Source organism: Nodosilinea sp. P-1105, from assembly GCF_012911975.1.
Lineage (GTDB): Bacteria > Cyanobacteriota > Cyanobacteriia > Phormidesmidales > Phormidesmidaceae > Nodosilinea.
The window spans coordinates 22,726-38,519 of record NZ_SMDQ01000057.1 but is presented as its reverse complement, the minus strand read 5'-3'; the positions used below and the strand labels follow the sequence as shown (position 1 = coordinate 38,519).

Annotated in this window: 12 protein-coding genes; 4 read left to right on the top strand and 8 right to left on the bottom strand. The window is 56.7% G+C overall.

The window, feature by feature from the left end; translation table 11 throughout:
- Positions 1-74 precede the first annotated feature (74 nt).
- The 3 genes from E1H13_RS19950 to dapF form a co-directional block, all read right to left on the bottom strand.
- A complete protein-coding gene (locus E1H13_RS19950; RefSeq protein ID WP_169615918.1) occupies positions 75-1,586 on the bottom strand; it encodes a trehalase family glycosidase in 1,512 nt (503 codons plus the stop codon).
- 395 nt (positions 1,587-1,981) lie between these two features.
- The gene (gene ppsA / locus E1H13_RS19945) at positions 1,982-4,465 is read right to left on the bottom strand and encodes a phosphoenolpyruvate synthase (RefSeq protein ID WP_169615917.1); all 2,484 of its coding nucleotides are present in this window, start codon (positions 4,463-4,465) and stop codon (positions 1,982-1,984) included.
- A 151-nt stretch (positions 4,466-4,616) separates the two neighbouring features.
- The gene (dapF, locus tag E1H13_RS19940) at positions 4,617-5,486 is read right to left on the bottom strand and encodes a diaminopimelate epimerase (RefSeq protein ID WP_240966743.1); all 870 of its coding nucleotides are present in this window, start codon (positions 5,484-5,486) and stop codon (positions 4,617-4,619) included.
- A 299-nt stretch (positions 5,487-5,785) separates the two neighbouring features.
- Between dapF and E1H13_RS19935 the strand changes: the two genes are divergently transcribed.
- Together E1H13_RS19935 and E1H13_RS19930 are read left to right on the top strand one after the other, a co-directional pair.
- On the top strand, positions 5,786-5,995 hold the full coding sequence (locus E1H13_RS19935) for an RNA chaperone Hfq (RefSeq protein WP_206070735.1): 210 nt from the start codon (positions 5,786-5,788) through the stop codon (positions 5,993-5,995).
- Positions 5,996-6,197: 202 nt separating this feature from the next.
- Positions 6,198-6,746, top strand: coding sequence for a late competence development ComFB family protein (locus E1H13_RS19930; RefSeq protein ID WP_169615915.1), 549 nt, complete (start codon positions 6,198-6,200; stop codon positions 6,744-6,746).
- A 213-nt stretch (positions 6,747-6,959) separates the two neighbouring features.
- On the opposite strand, the gene E1H13_RS19925 is transcribed toward E1H13_RS19930, so the two are convergent.
- From E1H13_RS19925 to E1H13_RS19910, 4 genes are all read right to left on the bottom strand, one after another.
- A complete protein-coding gene (locus E1H13_RS19925; RefSeq protein WP_169615913.1) occupies positions 6,960-7,607 on the bottom strand; it encodes a DUF3318 domain-containing protein in 648 nt (215 codons plus the stop codon).
- 50 nt (positions 7,608-7,657) lie between these two features.
- Positions 7,658-8,698, bottom strand: a complete 1,041-nt coding sequence (dusB, locus tag E1H13_RS19920) for a tRNA dihydrouridine synthase DusB (RefSeq protein WP_169615911.1) — start codon at positions 8,696-8,698, stop codon at positions 7,658-7,660.
- A gap of 147 nt (positions 8,699-8,845) precedes the next feature.
- Positions 8,846-10,366, bottom strand: a complete 1,521-nt coding sequence (locus E1H13_RS19915; protein WP_169615910.1) for an adenylate/guanylate cyclase domain-containing protein — start codon at positions 10,364-10,366, stop codon at positions 8,846-8,848.
- A 99-nt stretch (positions 10,367-10,465) separates the two neighbouring features.
- Positions 10,466-11,551, bottom strand: coding sequence for a hypothetical protein (locus E1H13_RS19910; RefSeq protein ID WP_169615908.1), 1,086 nt, complete (start codon positions 11,549-11,551; stop codon positions 10,466-10,468).
- A 145-nt stretch (positions 11,552-11,696) separates the two neighbouring features.
- Here E1H13_RS19910 and recJ point away from each other — a divergent pair, with 145 nt between their 5' ends.
- Complete coding sequence (gene recJ / locus E1H13_RS19905; RefSeq protein WP_169615906.1) at positions 11,697-14,009, top strand: single-stranded-DNA-specific exonuclease RecJ; 2,313 nt, start codon at positions 11,697-11,699, stop codon at positions 14,007-14,009.
- A gap of 110 nt (positions 14,010-14,119) precedes the next feature.
- Positions 14,120-14,860 carry a DNA/RNA nuclease SfsA gene (gene sfsA / locus E1H13_RS19900; RefSeq protein ID WP_169615904.1) on the top strand — a complete coding sequence of 247 codons (741 nt, stop codon included), beginning with the start codon at positions 14,120-14,122 and terminating at the stop codon, positions 14,858-14,860.
- A 160-nt stretch (positions 14,861-15,020) separates the two neighbouring features.
- Here sfsA and E1H13_RS19895 read toward each other — a convergent pair whose 3' ends face one another.
- Complete coding sequence (locus E1H13_RS19895) at positions 15,021-15,719, bottom strand: WecB/TagA/CpsF family glycosyltransferase (RefSeq protein WP_169615902.1); 699 nt, start codon at positions 15,717-15,719, stop codon at positions 15,021-15,023.
- Positions 15,720-15,794 lie beyond the last annotated feature (75 nt).

Here is a 15,794-nt window from a genome sequence, read left to right as displayed (position 1 = left end):
CGCCTTCCGCCTTCCGCCCTCCGCCCTCCGCCCTCCGCCCTCCGCCCTCCGCCCTCCGCCCTCCGCCTTCCGCCCTATTTCCCCCGTTCCTGCTCCAGAATCCCTATCAGCTCCAGAAACACCCCATTGGTCCAGCCAAAGCCCACCTCATTGGTGCTGTAGCCAAACTTGATCTGCCCAGTCAGATCTCCCGAACAGCGGTCAACATCATACTTTTCCAGCAGCACACCGCAGCGATCGAAATCATTCACCAGCAGCGTCACGAACTTTTCCGCCAGCCGCAGGGCCTCTGGTTTATGGCCATAGTGCAGCAGCCCCTTGATCCCAAAGTACTGCAAGGGGGCCCAGCCAAAGGGGGCATCCCACTGGTTACCGGAAACAAAGTTGCTGGTTCTGAGGCCACCGGGGGCCTCTAACTTGGGTAGATTTTCCACCAGGCGCTGGGCTTGGTGGGGCGAGGCCAGTCCGGCCCAGAGGGGGTAAAAGGTGGTGGCATAGTCGTAGGGGCGGCGGCAGCTTTCCCGAAAGTTGTAGTCCAAATAGAAACCACTCTCCTCATCCCACAGGTAGCGGTTAATCAGGGTTTTACGGTAGGCCGCTTTGTCACACCAGCGGTCCACCATATCGGCATGGCCAAGCTGCTGGTAAATGTGGGCCAGATCCTTTTCCATTTGGTAGAGCAGCACATTCAGGCAGACCGGCGCATAGTGGACCACATCAATACTGAACGGGCCAAACCGGTTGGTGGGGTCAAGGCCCGATTCGCGCATAGAGCGATCGCCGCGATAGAACAGCTCATTGAGCTGGTCGGTGTCTGGATCGTAGTACCAGGAGACATCGTAATCGGTGACCTCGTGGGTGCGATAAAAGTCTTTGATCCGATCGAAATGGGTGCGGCCCTGGTCATCCCGTTCGGAATAGAGCACCTCCGGGGCCGGGCCTTCCCCAGCGGCAAAATAGTGGGAAAGCCCGGTGGACTGATTCAGGTGGGGTGGCACCATCCAGTAGTAGTAGTAACTTTCCAGCTCAGGCAGAATTTGCTTCAACCAGTCTAGATCTTGGGCATGGTCAAACCACCGCAGCACCATGCGCGACAGCAACGGCGGCTGGGAGCGATTCAAGTAATACGTCCGGTTGGCGTTGAGGACAGTGCCATAGTGCTTCACCTGGTACAGCAGTTGATCCACCATACTCTTGGCCAGGGTATAGCGCTGATCGTGCATTAAGCCCACCATGATGAAGTAGGCATCCCAGCCGTACAGCTCGTTAAACCGACCGCCAGGTACCACATAGTCACCGGGCAAATACAGCAACCCGTGGGAGGTGCACTGATCAGCCTCCAGGGGCAAGGGCTGGATGGTGATCTGCTCAAGATCAGCCTTGGGTACAGATTGCTTCAGGGTTTCGGTCACCTGCTCAATATCTTCTTGCCCCGAAATATACACCGGCCAGGTGCCATTCTGTTCGTGGGCCACTTTTTCGTCATAGGCAGCAGCCACCAGGTCAGTGTGGGAGCGGGTGAGCTTGCCCCAATGGTCTTGGATATAGGTTTTAACGGCGGTAATGGCCGGGGAGGTTAAGTCCATAGGAATTGCGATGATTGATGTCGGCAGATTAATCCATGGATGCCCAGGGAGACAGCCACCGTAGGGTACAGAATTGAGGTCAGGGCAGTTGGGGGGCTGAGGGGATGCATCCCATTCTTGCAGCCCTCTCCCCAAACCCCTCTCCCAGAAGGGCGAGGGGCTTTGAAAGCTCTACTCCCCTTTCTCCCATTTTGGGAGGAAGGGGCTGGGAGATGGAGGGAAAGCCCTGCCCACAAGGGTCTCACAGGACTTATGTGTACTTAGTAGCCCATTTTGGGAGTAGGCCGTAGGACGTGCGTAGCAGGGGCTGGGGGATGTAGAGCTTGCGCTTCCCGAAGGGTGGGCCAACTAACTTGCAAAACTGGGATGCACTCAGTCTGGCTGAGGCACATCCCTTAGCTGATCTGTTGTTCCATGTCGGCGATCTCTAAGCGAGTGCTGAGTACCGTATCTGGGTTCAAGCTGATGGAATCAATCCCCTGCTCGACCAAAAAGCGGGCAAACTCTGGGTAGTCGCTGGGACCCTGGCCGCAGATGCCAATCTTACGATTGTTTTCCTTGGCCGTCTGGATCGCCATCGCCACCATTCGCCTTACCCCCTTACTGCGCTCATCAAACAAATGGGCCACCAGGGCCGAGTCCCGGTCTAACCCGAGGGTGAGTTGGGTCAAGTCGTTGGAACCAATGGAAAATCCATCAAACACCTGGCTAAATTCATCGGCCAGCACAACGTTGTTGGGCAGTTCGCACATCACATAAATTTGCAAGCCATTTTCGCCGCGCCCTAGGCCATGCTGAGCCATTTCCTGTAACACCAGGCGCCCTTCATCCGGGGTGCGGCAGAAGGGCACCATCAAAATCACGTTGGTCAGCCCCATCTCATCTCGCACCCGTTTCAAGGCCTGACATTCTAGGGCAAAGCCATCCCGGTAGCGGTGATCGGTGTAGCGCGAGGCTCCCCGCCAGCCAATCATCGGGTTTTCCTCGGCGGGTTCAAAGGTCTCTCCCCCCAGCAGATGGGCGTATTCGTTGCTCTTGAAGTCAGACAGGCGCACGACAACCGGCTTGGGGTAAAAGGCGGCCGCCAGAATCGCCACCCCCTGGGCCAGCTTGTCGACAAAATACTGGGGCTTTTGGTCGTAGAGGGCGGTAAGTTGTTCGATCTGCCGCTTTTCGGCCCCGTCTGGCAGCTGCTCAAAGTTCAGCAGGGCCAGGGGATGGATCTTGATGTGGTTGGCGATGATGAACTCCAACCGGGCCAGGCCGACGCCGTCATTGGGTAAGGCGGCCAGACCAAAGGCCAGTTCTGGGTTGCCCACATTGATCATGATTTTGGTGCGGGTTTCGGGCAAGCTATCCAGTTGTACGGTGTCCACATGAAAGGGCAACTGGCCCGGGTAGATCAGCCCCTCTTCGCCGCTGGCGCAGGAGACGGTGATCGGCTCGCCAGTGGTCAGCACCTGGGTGGCGTTGTCGCAACCGACGATCGCCGGAATCCCCATTTCGCGGGCAATGATGGCGGCGTGGCAGGTGCGTCCTCCCTGGTCGGTGACGATGGCGCTGGCCTGTTTCATAATCGGTTCCCAGTCGGGGTCGGTGCGGGCGGTGACCAGTACCTCCCCCGGACGAAACTGGGCAATTTGGTTCACATCCAGGATCACGCAGGCATCCCCCTGGCCAATCAGCGCCCCCACAGCCCGACCCCTGGCCACAGGGGCTACCCCATCCGGCACCTCCAGGTGGTAAGTGCGCAGCTCGTTTTGGGCTTTTTGGGACTGTACCGTTTCCGGTCGGGCCTGGACGATGAATAATTCTCCGGTGAGGCCATCCTTGGCCCATTCAATATCCATGGGGCTGTAGGTGCCCTGCAACTGGGTGTAGTGGTCTTCGATGATGCAGGCCCATTGGGCCAGTTGCAGAATATCGTCGTCGTCAATGGCAAAGCGGTTTTGGTCGGCCAGGGGTACCGGCTCGTTCTTGGTTAGCTCGGTGCCGCTGGTGTCATAGACCATGCGCAGGGCCTTGGTGCCCAGGCGCTTACTCAGAATTGGTTTATGGCCACTGTTGAGGGTGGGCTTAAACACCACGTATTCGTCGGGGTTGACGGTGCCTTGCACCACGTTTTCTCCCAGACCATAGGCGGCGGTAATCAGCACCGCCTGCTGGAAGCCGGTTTCGGTGTCGATGGAAAACATCACCCCAGAGGTAGCCAGGTCCGATCGCACCATGCGCTGAATACACACCGACAGAGCCACATCAAAATGGTCAAAATGCTTGGTGGTGCGGTAGGAAATGGCCCGGTCGGTGAATAGGGAGGCAAAGCACTTTTTGCAGGCAATCAGCACTTCCTGGTCGCCGTAGACATTCAGGTAGGTTTCCTGTTGTCCGGCAAAGCTGGCATCGGGCAAATCCTCGGCGGTGGCGCTAGAGCGCACGGCCACGTCCACCTCGCTGTAGGCGTTGTCTCGCAGACAAGACTCATCCCCCAGGCACAGGTTTTGGCCCGCCAACTCGCACATGCGATGGTAGGCGTCGAGGATAGCCGCCCTCAGGTCGCTGGGGAAAGTGGCGTTGAGAATCAGCGATCGCGCCTTTCGGCCCCGCCGCCGTAGCTCGGTGACATCATTGATATCAAACCCGCCTAGCACTTCCCGCAATTGGGCATCTAGCCCAGTTTGCTGAATGAAGTAGCGGTAGGCGTGGGAGGTGGTGGCAAACCCGGAAGGCACTTGAATCCCTTTTGGGGTGAGCTGCTGAATCATTTCGCCCAGGGAGGCATTTTTACCCCCCACCGTTGGCACATCCTCAAGCCGCAACTGATCTAGCCAGAGCACCAGGTCTTGGCCCTGCTCTACCGCCGCTGCTGTCGTAGACACCATGCCGAAATCTCCTATGGACTATATCTGGGGATAGCAGACGGGCACCTGGGCTCACCCCTGAGACGCTGTCCCTATGCCACTAATCCAATGCTAAAGACGGGGATCATCCGGCAACAAGGATTTCTGAATTTTCGTGTCTTGAATGCAATAGTTATACATGATGGGATGTGTGGCCCTTAAACACCTGTTCTGCTGGCCCGGTCATATACACCCGGTTGTCGGCCACTGACCACTCAATGCGCAGGGGGCCACCGGGTAGTTCAACCGTAGCCGCGCGATCGCACCGCCCCGCCAATACCCCCGCCACCAAAGAGGCACAGGCCCCGGTGCCGCAGGCCAGGGTGATACCAGCCCCCCGTTCCCAAACTCGCATCTTTAAATAATCGGGTCGCACCACCTGAATAAATTCGGTATTAATCCGTTGGGGAAAGGCGGCATGGTGTTCAAACTGGGGCCCCAGGGTGGCTAAGGGGATAGCCTCTACAGACTCCACAAAGGTAATGCAGTGGGGATTGCCCATGCTGACACAGGTGACCGCCCAGTCTTGGTCCGCTACGGTCAGGGGAACGTCAACCACTTTGTCATCGGGGGTGCCCAGGGTGGTGGGGATATCCTGGGCCAGTAAAACTGGACAGCCCATGTCCACGGTCACCTGGCCGTCCGCCTGCAGGGTGGGCGAAATCACCCCCGCTAGGGTATGAATCCGGTAGGTGTGAGAAGTTGCCAGCCCTTTACCCTCGGAGGTTTCTAGGGCCTCTAGAAACTTGGCCAGGCAGCGAATGCCATTGCCGCACATTTCTGGTTCCGACCCGTCAGAGTTGTAGATCCGCATGGTGTAGTTGGTACCGGCTTGGCCTGGCAGGGCAAAAATCACCCCGTCCGCGCCAATGCCAAAGTGGCGATCGCACCAGGCGATCGCATCCTCAGGGCTCAGCAGAGGCTCTGGCTGGTGGCGATTGTCGATCAAAATAAAATCGTTGCCTAGGCCCTGATACTTGCTAAACTCCATAACCTCATCCATCGCAAAAGGGTGAGTCCTTATTATCGGACATCCAGGACTGCTTCAGCCACAGATGAATGTCACTACCATTCCAGCCACGGGTTGATGCCCTTGAGAGCCTTGCCGACCCATAGCGATTCCCGATTAAGGGGGGAGGGGGGGATCCTCACGATGTACTTCACCTGAGTGAAATCCGCTATAAGGCTTCCCTTACCCTCGACTTGGGGCAGAAAAAAATGTCACCCCCTGTGATTTCTGCCGACAGAGAGGGTACCGTAAAACCAGCCCACTTAGCGTGCCCACCAAAGTGCCAACGTATCATGTCCCAAGAGTTTTCTACCGGCTTTCCCCATGTCCGTCAGGTGCAAAACCTCATCCGTGACAAGCAGTCTGTCGAGATCAAGCTACTGACTGGGGACCTGATTTCAGGCCGTATCCTGTGGCAAGATCCCCAATGCATCTGCCTTGAAACCGACGATCAGCGCAAACATCAAATTTGGAAACAGGCGATTGGCTTTATCAAGTATTAGCAAACTTACCCCAGAGAAGTTTAAATTCCTGGCGCGACTGGTGGCCCTATGGGGTGATTGGGGCACAATAAGCCCAAGCGGGTGTTGGGTGACTTGTAGAGCCAACATCTTAATCTAGGCGATCGTCAACTAGTCCTGAAAGCAGTCGTTTCTTTCAATCTTTGCGAACAAGCCCCCAAGTTTTATGGAGTGTTTAAATCAAATGACTATTGAAAAAATTGTCGAGCAAGCCTTGCAAGACGGCTACTTAACCCCTGCCATGGAAGCTGAGGTGGGACGGATATGTGACACCGCCTCTGAGCTATCTATCGAAGAATACATGGCCCTCGATCGGTTGATGGGATCTCTATTGACTGGGGAAGTGGTGGCCGTCCCCCGGAAGCAGTTTATTAATGTGATGGAAGAATTGGTGTTGACCGAAGCGATCGCCAGGGTCGCCGAAATCGAGTCCACCTCTGATGCCACCTTGGATTTAGGCGACATTGCTGCCTATGCCCTCAACCGGCTACCTCCCCTCTATGCCACCACCGAAGAAGGGGCCAACTTCCAGCGGGAAACCGCCCGGGGCGAATTGTCTGATCTGATTGCAGAACAGGTACATCAAGCCATTGCCCGTAGCCTGGATCAGCCCGACTTCTATCCCGATCGTCAAACCATCCAGAAAAAGCCAACGGACAAAGTTTTGGGTCAGGTCAGCGCTCTGCTGCAAGACCATGCCCACAAGTTTGAGCCAGCCCAGGCCAGCCGATAACTGAGATTTCTCGGCATCTATACCAAGTCCAGATCGGAATCGGGCGTTTTCCCACAGGCAGAACTTCAGGTCTGGACTTGGAACTGGGATTCAAACTCAGTAGATTGAAAAGGCTTGCCTCAGTCTTGACTCTGCCCTCACCCCAAACCCCTCTCCCAAGCTTGGGAGAGGGGCTTTTAGATCTTCTGTAGGCTGATCTTCTGTAGGCTGATATCAATAGGCCGAGCGCATGTCGCCCGCTTCCGTGCGGGCTCGCTCTTTAGCTTTAGCGGCACTCTTTTTCAGGGCCTCTAAGCGTTTGATGTAGCGATCGCGCTGCCGCTTTTTCGGGGTTTGCTCAATCAGGGTTTTTAGGGCACTACCCAGGCTCTTGTAGGCATTGGGTAGGGTGTAACCAAATCGGGTAGCTAGGGCGATCGCCCGCTCATCCGCCTGAATGCTTTCTTCCAGGGTTTTTTGATTGTTGTTGCGTTTGTACAGCCGCCAACCGGAAAACCCGCATAGCCCCAAAGCCAACAGCAGCAGCAGCCCATCTTGGACCCACAGTTCGCCCACAGCGCCCCCCAGACCAATGGCCAGGGCCGCCATTTCCCAACCATCCCTAGGGATCGTGTCATTTTGGATGCGGCCCACCTCATGCCAGAACATCAGATTACGCTGATCCAGGGCTAGTTGTTCCCACTTCACTAGGTCAATTTGAATTTCCACCTGGTCTTTGCCCAGCTCCTCGCAGGTAATCAGGGGCGGGGTGACATCAATGGCTGACTCCACCGTCACCCAGCTCTGAAGTTCTGGCGGCAGTAGGCTCCTTAGACGGCGAAGCTCTCCCATATCGGCGCGGGCAGTGGCGTACGAAGTCATGGACATCAAGAGTGAAGTTTATTCATAGATCCTATCTTAAACCCCATAAGTCAAGGATCGGTTATCCGCTCCGGTTGGGGGGACAGCAAAGTTGCGATCGCGCCATCCAGCAGCCCATAGCCCGCCTCGACGGTATCAATTTGGCACAGCTGCTGGCGCAGGGTTGCGGCCCCCTCAAACCCTTTCACATACCAGGCCATGTGCTTGCGGGACTGGTGAATGCCCCGTTGCCCCTTGTACTGCCACAGTAGGCCCAGGTGCTGGCGGGCGCAGTGCAGCCGCATCAGGGCGGTGGGTGGGGGCCGTCGCACCCCGGTTTTCAAAGCGTGATCAATTTCCCCCACCAAAAACGGGTAGCCCAGGGTGCCCCGAGAGCACATCACCCCATCGGCCCCGGTTTCCTCCAGGCAGCGGATTGCCGACTCCACCGAAACAATGTCGCCGTTGGCAATCACCGGAATCGACAGGGCCGTCTTCACCTTGGCGATCCAGTCCCAGCGGGCGGGGCCATTGTAGCCCTGGGTGCGGGTGCGACCATGGAGGGTCAGCATCTGGGCCCCAGCGGCTTCCATACGGCGGCCAAACTCTACGGCATTGATGTCGTTGTCGTCCCAGCCAATGCGGGTTTTGACGGTGACCGGGATGGATACCGCCGCCGCCACGGTGCGCACAATCGCCTCCGCCACCTCTGGCTGGCGCAGTAGGGATGAGCCGCCCCCCTTTTTGGTGATTTTGTTCACCGGGCAGCCCATGTTGATATCGATGGTTTTGGCCCCTGCCGCCATGGCTTTACGGGCGGCCTCAGCCATAAAGTCGGGGCGACAGTCAAACAGCTGGATGCTGATGGGCTGCTCGCGATCGCCAATGTCCATGATTTTTTCCAGCGGCTGGGCCTGGCAGACCCCAGTGGCCTGCACCATTTCGGTGTACAACATCGAGTCTGGGGCATAGCGACGCACCAGTTGGCGAAAAGCGCGATCGGTCACCCCCGACAGGGGCGACTGCAACACTCGACTATGCACCTCCACCGATCCAATCGTCAGGGGGGTGCTTAAGCGCTGGTATAAATCGGCAGGGAGGGAGGTCAGCATAGTAGATATGGCCAGCAGTGGCGGAGATATGGCTAACAACGGCGGATACAAAGCATCTCAGGTGATGGCTGTACCGCTATCTCCAGTTGCAACCAGCGACAGCAATCGTTAATTTTATGCTATCTCAGGTTAGCGATGTACTCGGCGTTATTGTTCCATGGTTCCCTCAGGGGCTGGGTCTGGTTTGCGACCCACCAGCCAAAAGGTAGTCATTTGACCACGCCCCTTAACCGCCACAGGGCCTCGAGGTTCAAACATAAACGTGTGCTTGAGGCGTTCGTAGAGTTCTGGGGTGACTTGAATTCGCTGAGGTTCGCCAGTGGCTTCCATGCGACTGGCAATGTTGACCGTATCGCCCCAGAGGTCATAGGCAAACTTACGGCGACCAATCACCCCGGCGACCACTGGCCCAGAGTTAATGCCAACTCTCAATTTAAACGTCTGGCCATCGGGCCGAGGAAACTGCTTAATCGCCTCGCAAATGTCGAGGGCAAACTGGGCGATCGCCTCATCATGGTTATCTTGGGGAGCTGGCAAGCCCCCTGCCACCATGTAAGCATCCCCAATGGTCTTAATCTTTTCCAGCCGGTGGAACTCGGCCAGCTGATCGAACATGGAGAAAATTTCGTTCAGCATTTTGACCAGTTGGGGGGGCGTCATTTCCCCAGAGGCGGCTGTAAAGTCCACCAGGTCGGCAAACAGCACACTCACCTGGTCTAAACTTTCAGCGATGGTGCGGGTGCCAGACTTCAGTCGTTGGGCAATACGGTAAGGCAAAATATTGACCAATAGGCGATCCGCTTGCTGTCGCTGTTGCCGCAGTTCCGTCTCCATTTGGCGGCGTTCACTAATGTCGTGGACGATGCCTTCATAGTGGAGAAAATTACCGTCTTTGTCCCATACCTTCCAGATGTCTTCACTGACCCACAGGGTGCTGCCATCTTTGCGAAACACTTCGGATTCAGCATCGGTAATTTTTTCAAACCGGTTGATGTACACCAGTAACTCATCCCGCCGCTTAGGTTGAAGGTAAATTTGGCGGCTGATGTCCTCGGTGATGGCGATCATGTCTTCTGGGGAATCGTACCCGTACAAGCGGGCCATGGATGGGTTGACACTTAAATAACGCCCCTGAGGCGAAGCCTTAAAGATACCCACCGTAGAGTTTTCAAAAATACTACGGTAGTTTAGCTCTGCGGCTAGCAGGGCCTGCTCCATTTGGGTACGCTCTTGGACTTCTTGGCGCAGCAGAGTGTTCTGCTGGCTCAGCTGTTGCCGTTGGTGGGCCAGGTGCAATTGGTTTTGCACCCGCACTAACACCTCTTGGCTGGCAAAGGGTTTGACAATGTAGTCGGCCGCTCCTGACTGAAAGGCCTTGACCTTATCCAGCGAGTCGATTAAAGCACTCAGGATAATGATTGGAATATCTTCTGTTTGGGGGCTGATTTTGAGCTGTTTACAGATGGTGTAACCATCAATGTCAGGCAGCAAAATATCTAGCAGCACCAAGTCGGGCCGCTGGGCAGAAATTAGCTTGAGGGCCTCATCACCAGTGCTGGCCAAGCGTGTGTGATACCCCTGCTGACCCAAGAGACGGGCGAGCAGATTGGCGGTCTCGGCATCATCATCAACGATGACCAAGTCAATCGGGTGAAGGGCGTCATCCACAGGGCTGGAGGCTAGGCAGACGGCAGTACTTGTTTAAGCATCATAAGAGTATTGAGCTTAAACGATGCATCCAATCTACACAACTTGAGGTGTCAGCTGTTAGCGCATCTTCAAATTTTGGCTGTCGTTTTTGTAGCCGGTCACATAGCCTTGGCGAAACGAGACTTCGCTATCAGCGAATTGAAAGGTCTCTTCGCAACTGGCGTCATTGCGCAGGGTCGCCACAGGGGGGGCGTTTTGCGCCCGCAGCACATCAACCCGGTTGGAGCCCATAGACCAGTACTCGGGGGCAGGCTGTTGTTGGTGCACCGGCAACAGTTGGGTGGAGATCCTGAGATTGTTGTCAAAGTTGGAATAGCTGATCACCTGATTGTTATCAAGCTGCACAGAGCTGTTGCCATAGTACAAGGTGGTAAACCGAGGGGAGGCGTACTGGCTGGTGCGGGTTGGGGTGCCCTGCACGCGCAGGATCGTGTCTTTGGATGACCCCAATGTCCAGGTGTCAGGCGTTCCCTGGGTGGATAGCACCACTTCAACATCAGCCAAAACCCGCAGGTTGCCATCGAGGTTGTTGTACTGTCTGACGTAGCCGTTTCTGAGTTCAATGGTGCTATTGCCATAGCGCAGCACCTCCTGGCAGGAGGCTTCGTACTGCATGATGCGGGTCGGCATTCCCTGCAAGGCAATTACCAGTTCTCGGTCTGAACCCGTGGTCCAGTAGCTTTTGCTTTGGGGGGCTTGGGCTGTACGAGTGTCTACATTACTTTGGGCATATTGCAGGTTGCGCTCGTATTCGGCCACCTTTTGTTGGGCTAGCTCATGCTGGTCACTGGCTCTGGGGACAGCCTTCATTTTGGCGATCGCCTGTTGCCATAGAATCGCCACCTCCACCCATTCTTCGCGAAATTCCGCCGATTGGGTCAGCTCGGCGGCCTGCATAGCGCGCTCTGCCCCCTGCCGGAAGCTGTCTTCTGTAGCCGCTGGGGCCGGTTCAAACAAGGAGGGCCAAGACCGCTCAAGCGGATTGAGCCAAACATACCCCAACATTAGCCCCACCCCGGTTGAAAGCCCAATTAAACTCCAGCTCAAACGCTCCCGGAAGGCTTGACCTGGGCGCCTGAGTTGTAGGGTATAGAGGGCCTGAGGTTTTTGACCGTCTAGTTCGGGATGGCTCTTTTTAGGCATGGCATTAAAAAGTCATGGCTTAACCCTACCGTCTGTGTTCAGTTGAACGCTACCCCTCTGCATAAATTTACGGAAGCTTTAAGCAGAGGCTTACCGATCAGGGGTGGTCAGCTAATCATTGCGCCCTAAGCGCTAAACTAAAATTATGGATCCTCAGCCCCTTGATTGGGTGGTACCGCCCAATACTCATTACCCGGAAAACTGGGCACAGGCGATCGCGCAGGCGTTACCCCAAGCACCTAGTCACCTAGAGCGACTGACCCAAGTGTTATGGCAACGGCAACTGTGCCCGCCCGCCGCCCTAGCGGGCTTCTTAAACCCGGCCTGTTATCAGCCAACCCCATCGGCGGCCTTTGGTCCACCGATGGTAGCTGCGGTTAAGCGCCTGAACCAAGCGGCAGATGCAGGCGAAAAAGTGGCCATTTGGGGAGACTTTGATGCCGATGGGGTCACCGCCACGGCCCTGTTGTGGGAGGGGTTAGGGCGGGTGTTTCCCCGGTCAGATCGGTTGATGTACTTTATTCCCAATCGCCTGAAAGAGTCCCATGGACTGTCTCGTAGGGGGCTAGAGCTGATCCATGGCTGGGGGGCAACGCTGGTGGTGACCTGTGACACGGGCAGCACCAACGGGGCTGAGATTGCCTATGCCGCTGACCTGGGCATGGATGTGATTGTGACCGATCACCATACCCTGCCTGAGGTGGATCCGCCAGCGATCGCGATGATTAATCCGCGCCGCCTGCCGCCGGAACATCCGTTGGCCACCCTGTCAGGGGTAGCGGTGGCCTACAAGCTGGTGGAGGGATTGTTCGCCTCTCGGGAGCTGTCGGCTCACCTGGATTCCCTACTGGACCTGGTGGCCATTGGCTTGATTGCGGACCTGGTGGAATTGCGGGGAGACTGTCGCTATTTGGCCCAAATCGGCTTGCAGCAGTTGCACAGCCACAGCCAGGCGGGGGCCAACTCTCGCCGCCCTGGGGTGACTGAACTGTTGGCGTTGTGCCGCCGCACGGGCGATCGCCCCACTGATATTGCCTTTGGCTTAGGTCCACGGATCAATGCCGTCAGTCGCATTCAGGGGGATGCCAGCTTTTGTGTAGAGCTGTTGACCAGTCAGGACGTGGCCCGTTGCAAAAACCTGGCCTATGAAGCAGAGCTAGCCAATACCCGCCGTAAGGCCCTACAGCGGGATGTTTACGGTCAGGTGATGGCCCGCCTAGCCCAGGTGGATTTGGGCACCACCCAGTGTATTGTGCTGGCCGACGAACAGTGGCCTACGGGGATATTGGGTCTGGTGGCCGGGCAAGTGGCCCAGCAGATGGGGCGACCAGTGGTGTTACTGCATATCGACCCACCCCCGATCAACCTACCCCCTACAGATGGTTTGCCGCGTCTGGCCCGGGGGTCTGCCCGCTCAGTCCAGGGATTGGACCTCTACACCCTGTTTCAAGCTCAGGCAGATTTATTGACCGGGTTTGGCGGTCACCCCATGGCCGCAGGGTTAACCCTGCCTGTCGACAATATCGAGCTGCTAGCGGCAGCCCTGAACCGCATGGTGCGGGAAGCCCTAGGGGGCGATCGCATGCCTCGCCCCACCCTTCAAATTGACCTAACGGTGACCGTGGCGGAGCTAGGGCAAGCCCTTTTTCGCGAGTTAAAGTATCTGGAACCCTGTGGCATGGGTAATCCAGTGCCCAGGCTATTGGTGCGGAATGGCTGGGTGCAGCGGGGTTTCCATCGCAAATTGCGAGATCAGACCAATGCTGCTGTGGGGTTTATTAAGACGGAGTTTGAATTATGGGATGACAGCGTCCAGAGTGGTTTCCCTGGGGAGTGGTGGGGCCACTACAAAGAGGATTTACCCCCAGGCCGGTGTGATGTCGTGGTCGAGCTAGACCACAATACCTATGCCGGCTACCACATCAAGCTGATCGATCACCGACCCACCCAAGTGCCGACCCCGAGGGCAGCCCCAAGCCCGGTAACGATTTTAGACTGGCGCCAAGCTGACCCCATCCCTAATCAGCCCGCCCTAGTGGTAAAGCAACCGCCAGTGCAGTGGCACGACTGGCACGCCTGGCAGCAGCAGGCCGCCGCCGCCGCCATGCCCCTGGCATTAGCCTTTAGCCCTGGGGCCGATCAGCCCACTCCCCACCAGGTGTGGCAGCACCTGGTGGGCCTGGCTAAATACCTGGCCCGGACGCAAACCGCCGTGACCGCCGATCAACTGATGGCCCGCCTCAGCCTCACGCCCCTATCCCTAAAACGCGGACTAAACGCCCTCACCCAGGTGGGTTTTGACTGGTCAGACGCAACTGGCCTGGTGCAGAGGACGGCGATCGCCCCCACCCAGGACGCCCATGGCGCGATCGCTCAATTTTTAGACACCCTACAAGAAGAGCAGTTTCGCCGCCGCTACTTCACCAACGTCCCGGTCAGCACCCTGGTACCCGACTAGTACTCTGCGGCATAAGTCGGCCAACTTCCCTGTCCCCTGCCCCCTGATACCCTCAGCAACGGTAGTCATATCCTGGTAGGGTAGTCGGTGCCCCTCTATCCCTAGGTTCCATGGCCAACGCTTGGCACTACCCGTTTCCGCCTCTGTATCCTGGCATCTTGGTCAAACGCTATAAGCGCTTTCTAGCCGATATCGAGCTGGAGACTGGCGAGCTGATTACCGCCCACTGTCCGAATACTGGGCCGATGACCGGCATCCTCCACATTGGCGGACGGGTACAGGTGTCTCACAGTAACGATCCTAAACGCAAACTGGCTTACACCTGGGAGTTGGCTGAGGTGAAAGATACCGTACCCACCTGGGTCGGGGTGAATACGGCCCTGCCCAATCGGGTGGTCAAGTCAATGCTAGAGCATCGCCTGCTGCCAGAGTTGGGGGACTATACAACGATTCGCCCTGAGGTGCGCTATGGCGGTGACAACAAAAGCCGGACTGATTTTGTTGTGTCTGACGATGACGCCCAGACTTCGACTTATATCGAAGTCAAAAACACCACCTGGGCCCAGGGTACTCTGGCCCTATTCCCCGATACGGTGACCACCCGCGGTCAAAAGCACTTGAAAGAGCTAATGGCCCTGATGCCATCAGCCCGGGGGGTGATGCTCTATTTCATCAACCGGGGCGACTGCACCACCTTTGCCCCCGGCGACGCTGCCGATCCGACCTATGGAAAACTGCTGCGTCAGGCGATCGCCCAGGGGGTGCAGGTACTGCCCTGCCGATTCGAGGTTACCCCAACGGAGATTCGCTACCTTGGGTTAGCACCGCTAATTCTTGCAGAGAGCGATTAGGGCTTGATAGCAAAGTAAGGTACTCGCTGTTCGGATGTTATGTTTTCTGCCAGTCAGTCCTAGGATTCAGAGGCAGAAATAACCCACCTATTTCCGTCAGCGCAAACCTTGGTATGGAGCGGATAGCTGCCTTCTGCCTCTGCCTTTCTGTAATAGCCTGTTATCTCCTTGATGGATACGTAAACGATCGCCAAGCGAAATGGGGCAGGGCCAACATCCGCCGCCAGCGCCAGGGTTCCTTATATAGGCGGTAGAGCCACTCCAGGCTGTTGTTGCACATCCACTCTGGCGCCCGAGACTTAACCCCAGCCCAAATGTCGAGACTGCCCCCCACCCCAATCCAAATGCTGTGGGGGCAGAGATGCCGGTGCTGTTGAATCCAGAATTCTTGGCGCGGTACCCCCATGCCCACCAGAATCACACTGGGCTGCAATGCTGCCAAATGCTTCAAAAAAGCTGGTTCAGCCTCGGGGCTAAGGTAGCCATGTTGGGTGCCCACCAAATTGAGCCCCGCCAGCTGCTGCTGCCAATAGGCCCCAGCCCGGTCTGCGACCCCAGGGGTGCCACCGTAGAAAAATACACTTTCTTTTGGAGACAATCGCCTTAGTACACTGGCTGCCAGCTCAATGCCTGGTGAGCGTTCAATGCGTTGCCCCTTGGAGCGAAAATATAGCACCACGCCAGCCCCATCAGGCACAACCAAGTCTGCCTCTAGGATAATATTCCGCAGGTTGGGATTTCGATCGGCCTGCATCGCCATCTCGGCATTCAGAGTGACCACCTGGGCGCCATGTCCCTGGCGATAGTGATCAACCAGCCACCCCGCATAGTCTGGCCGCCAATGTACCGGCAGCCCCATGACCCTGAGCACATTTGAGCTATTTGACCGATTTGCCAGCACGAAACCAACCCTCCTAAAAGCCCAATAGAAGAC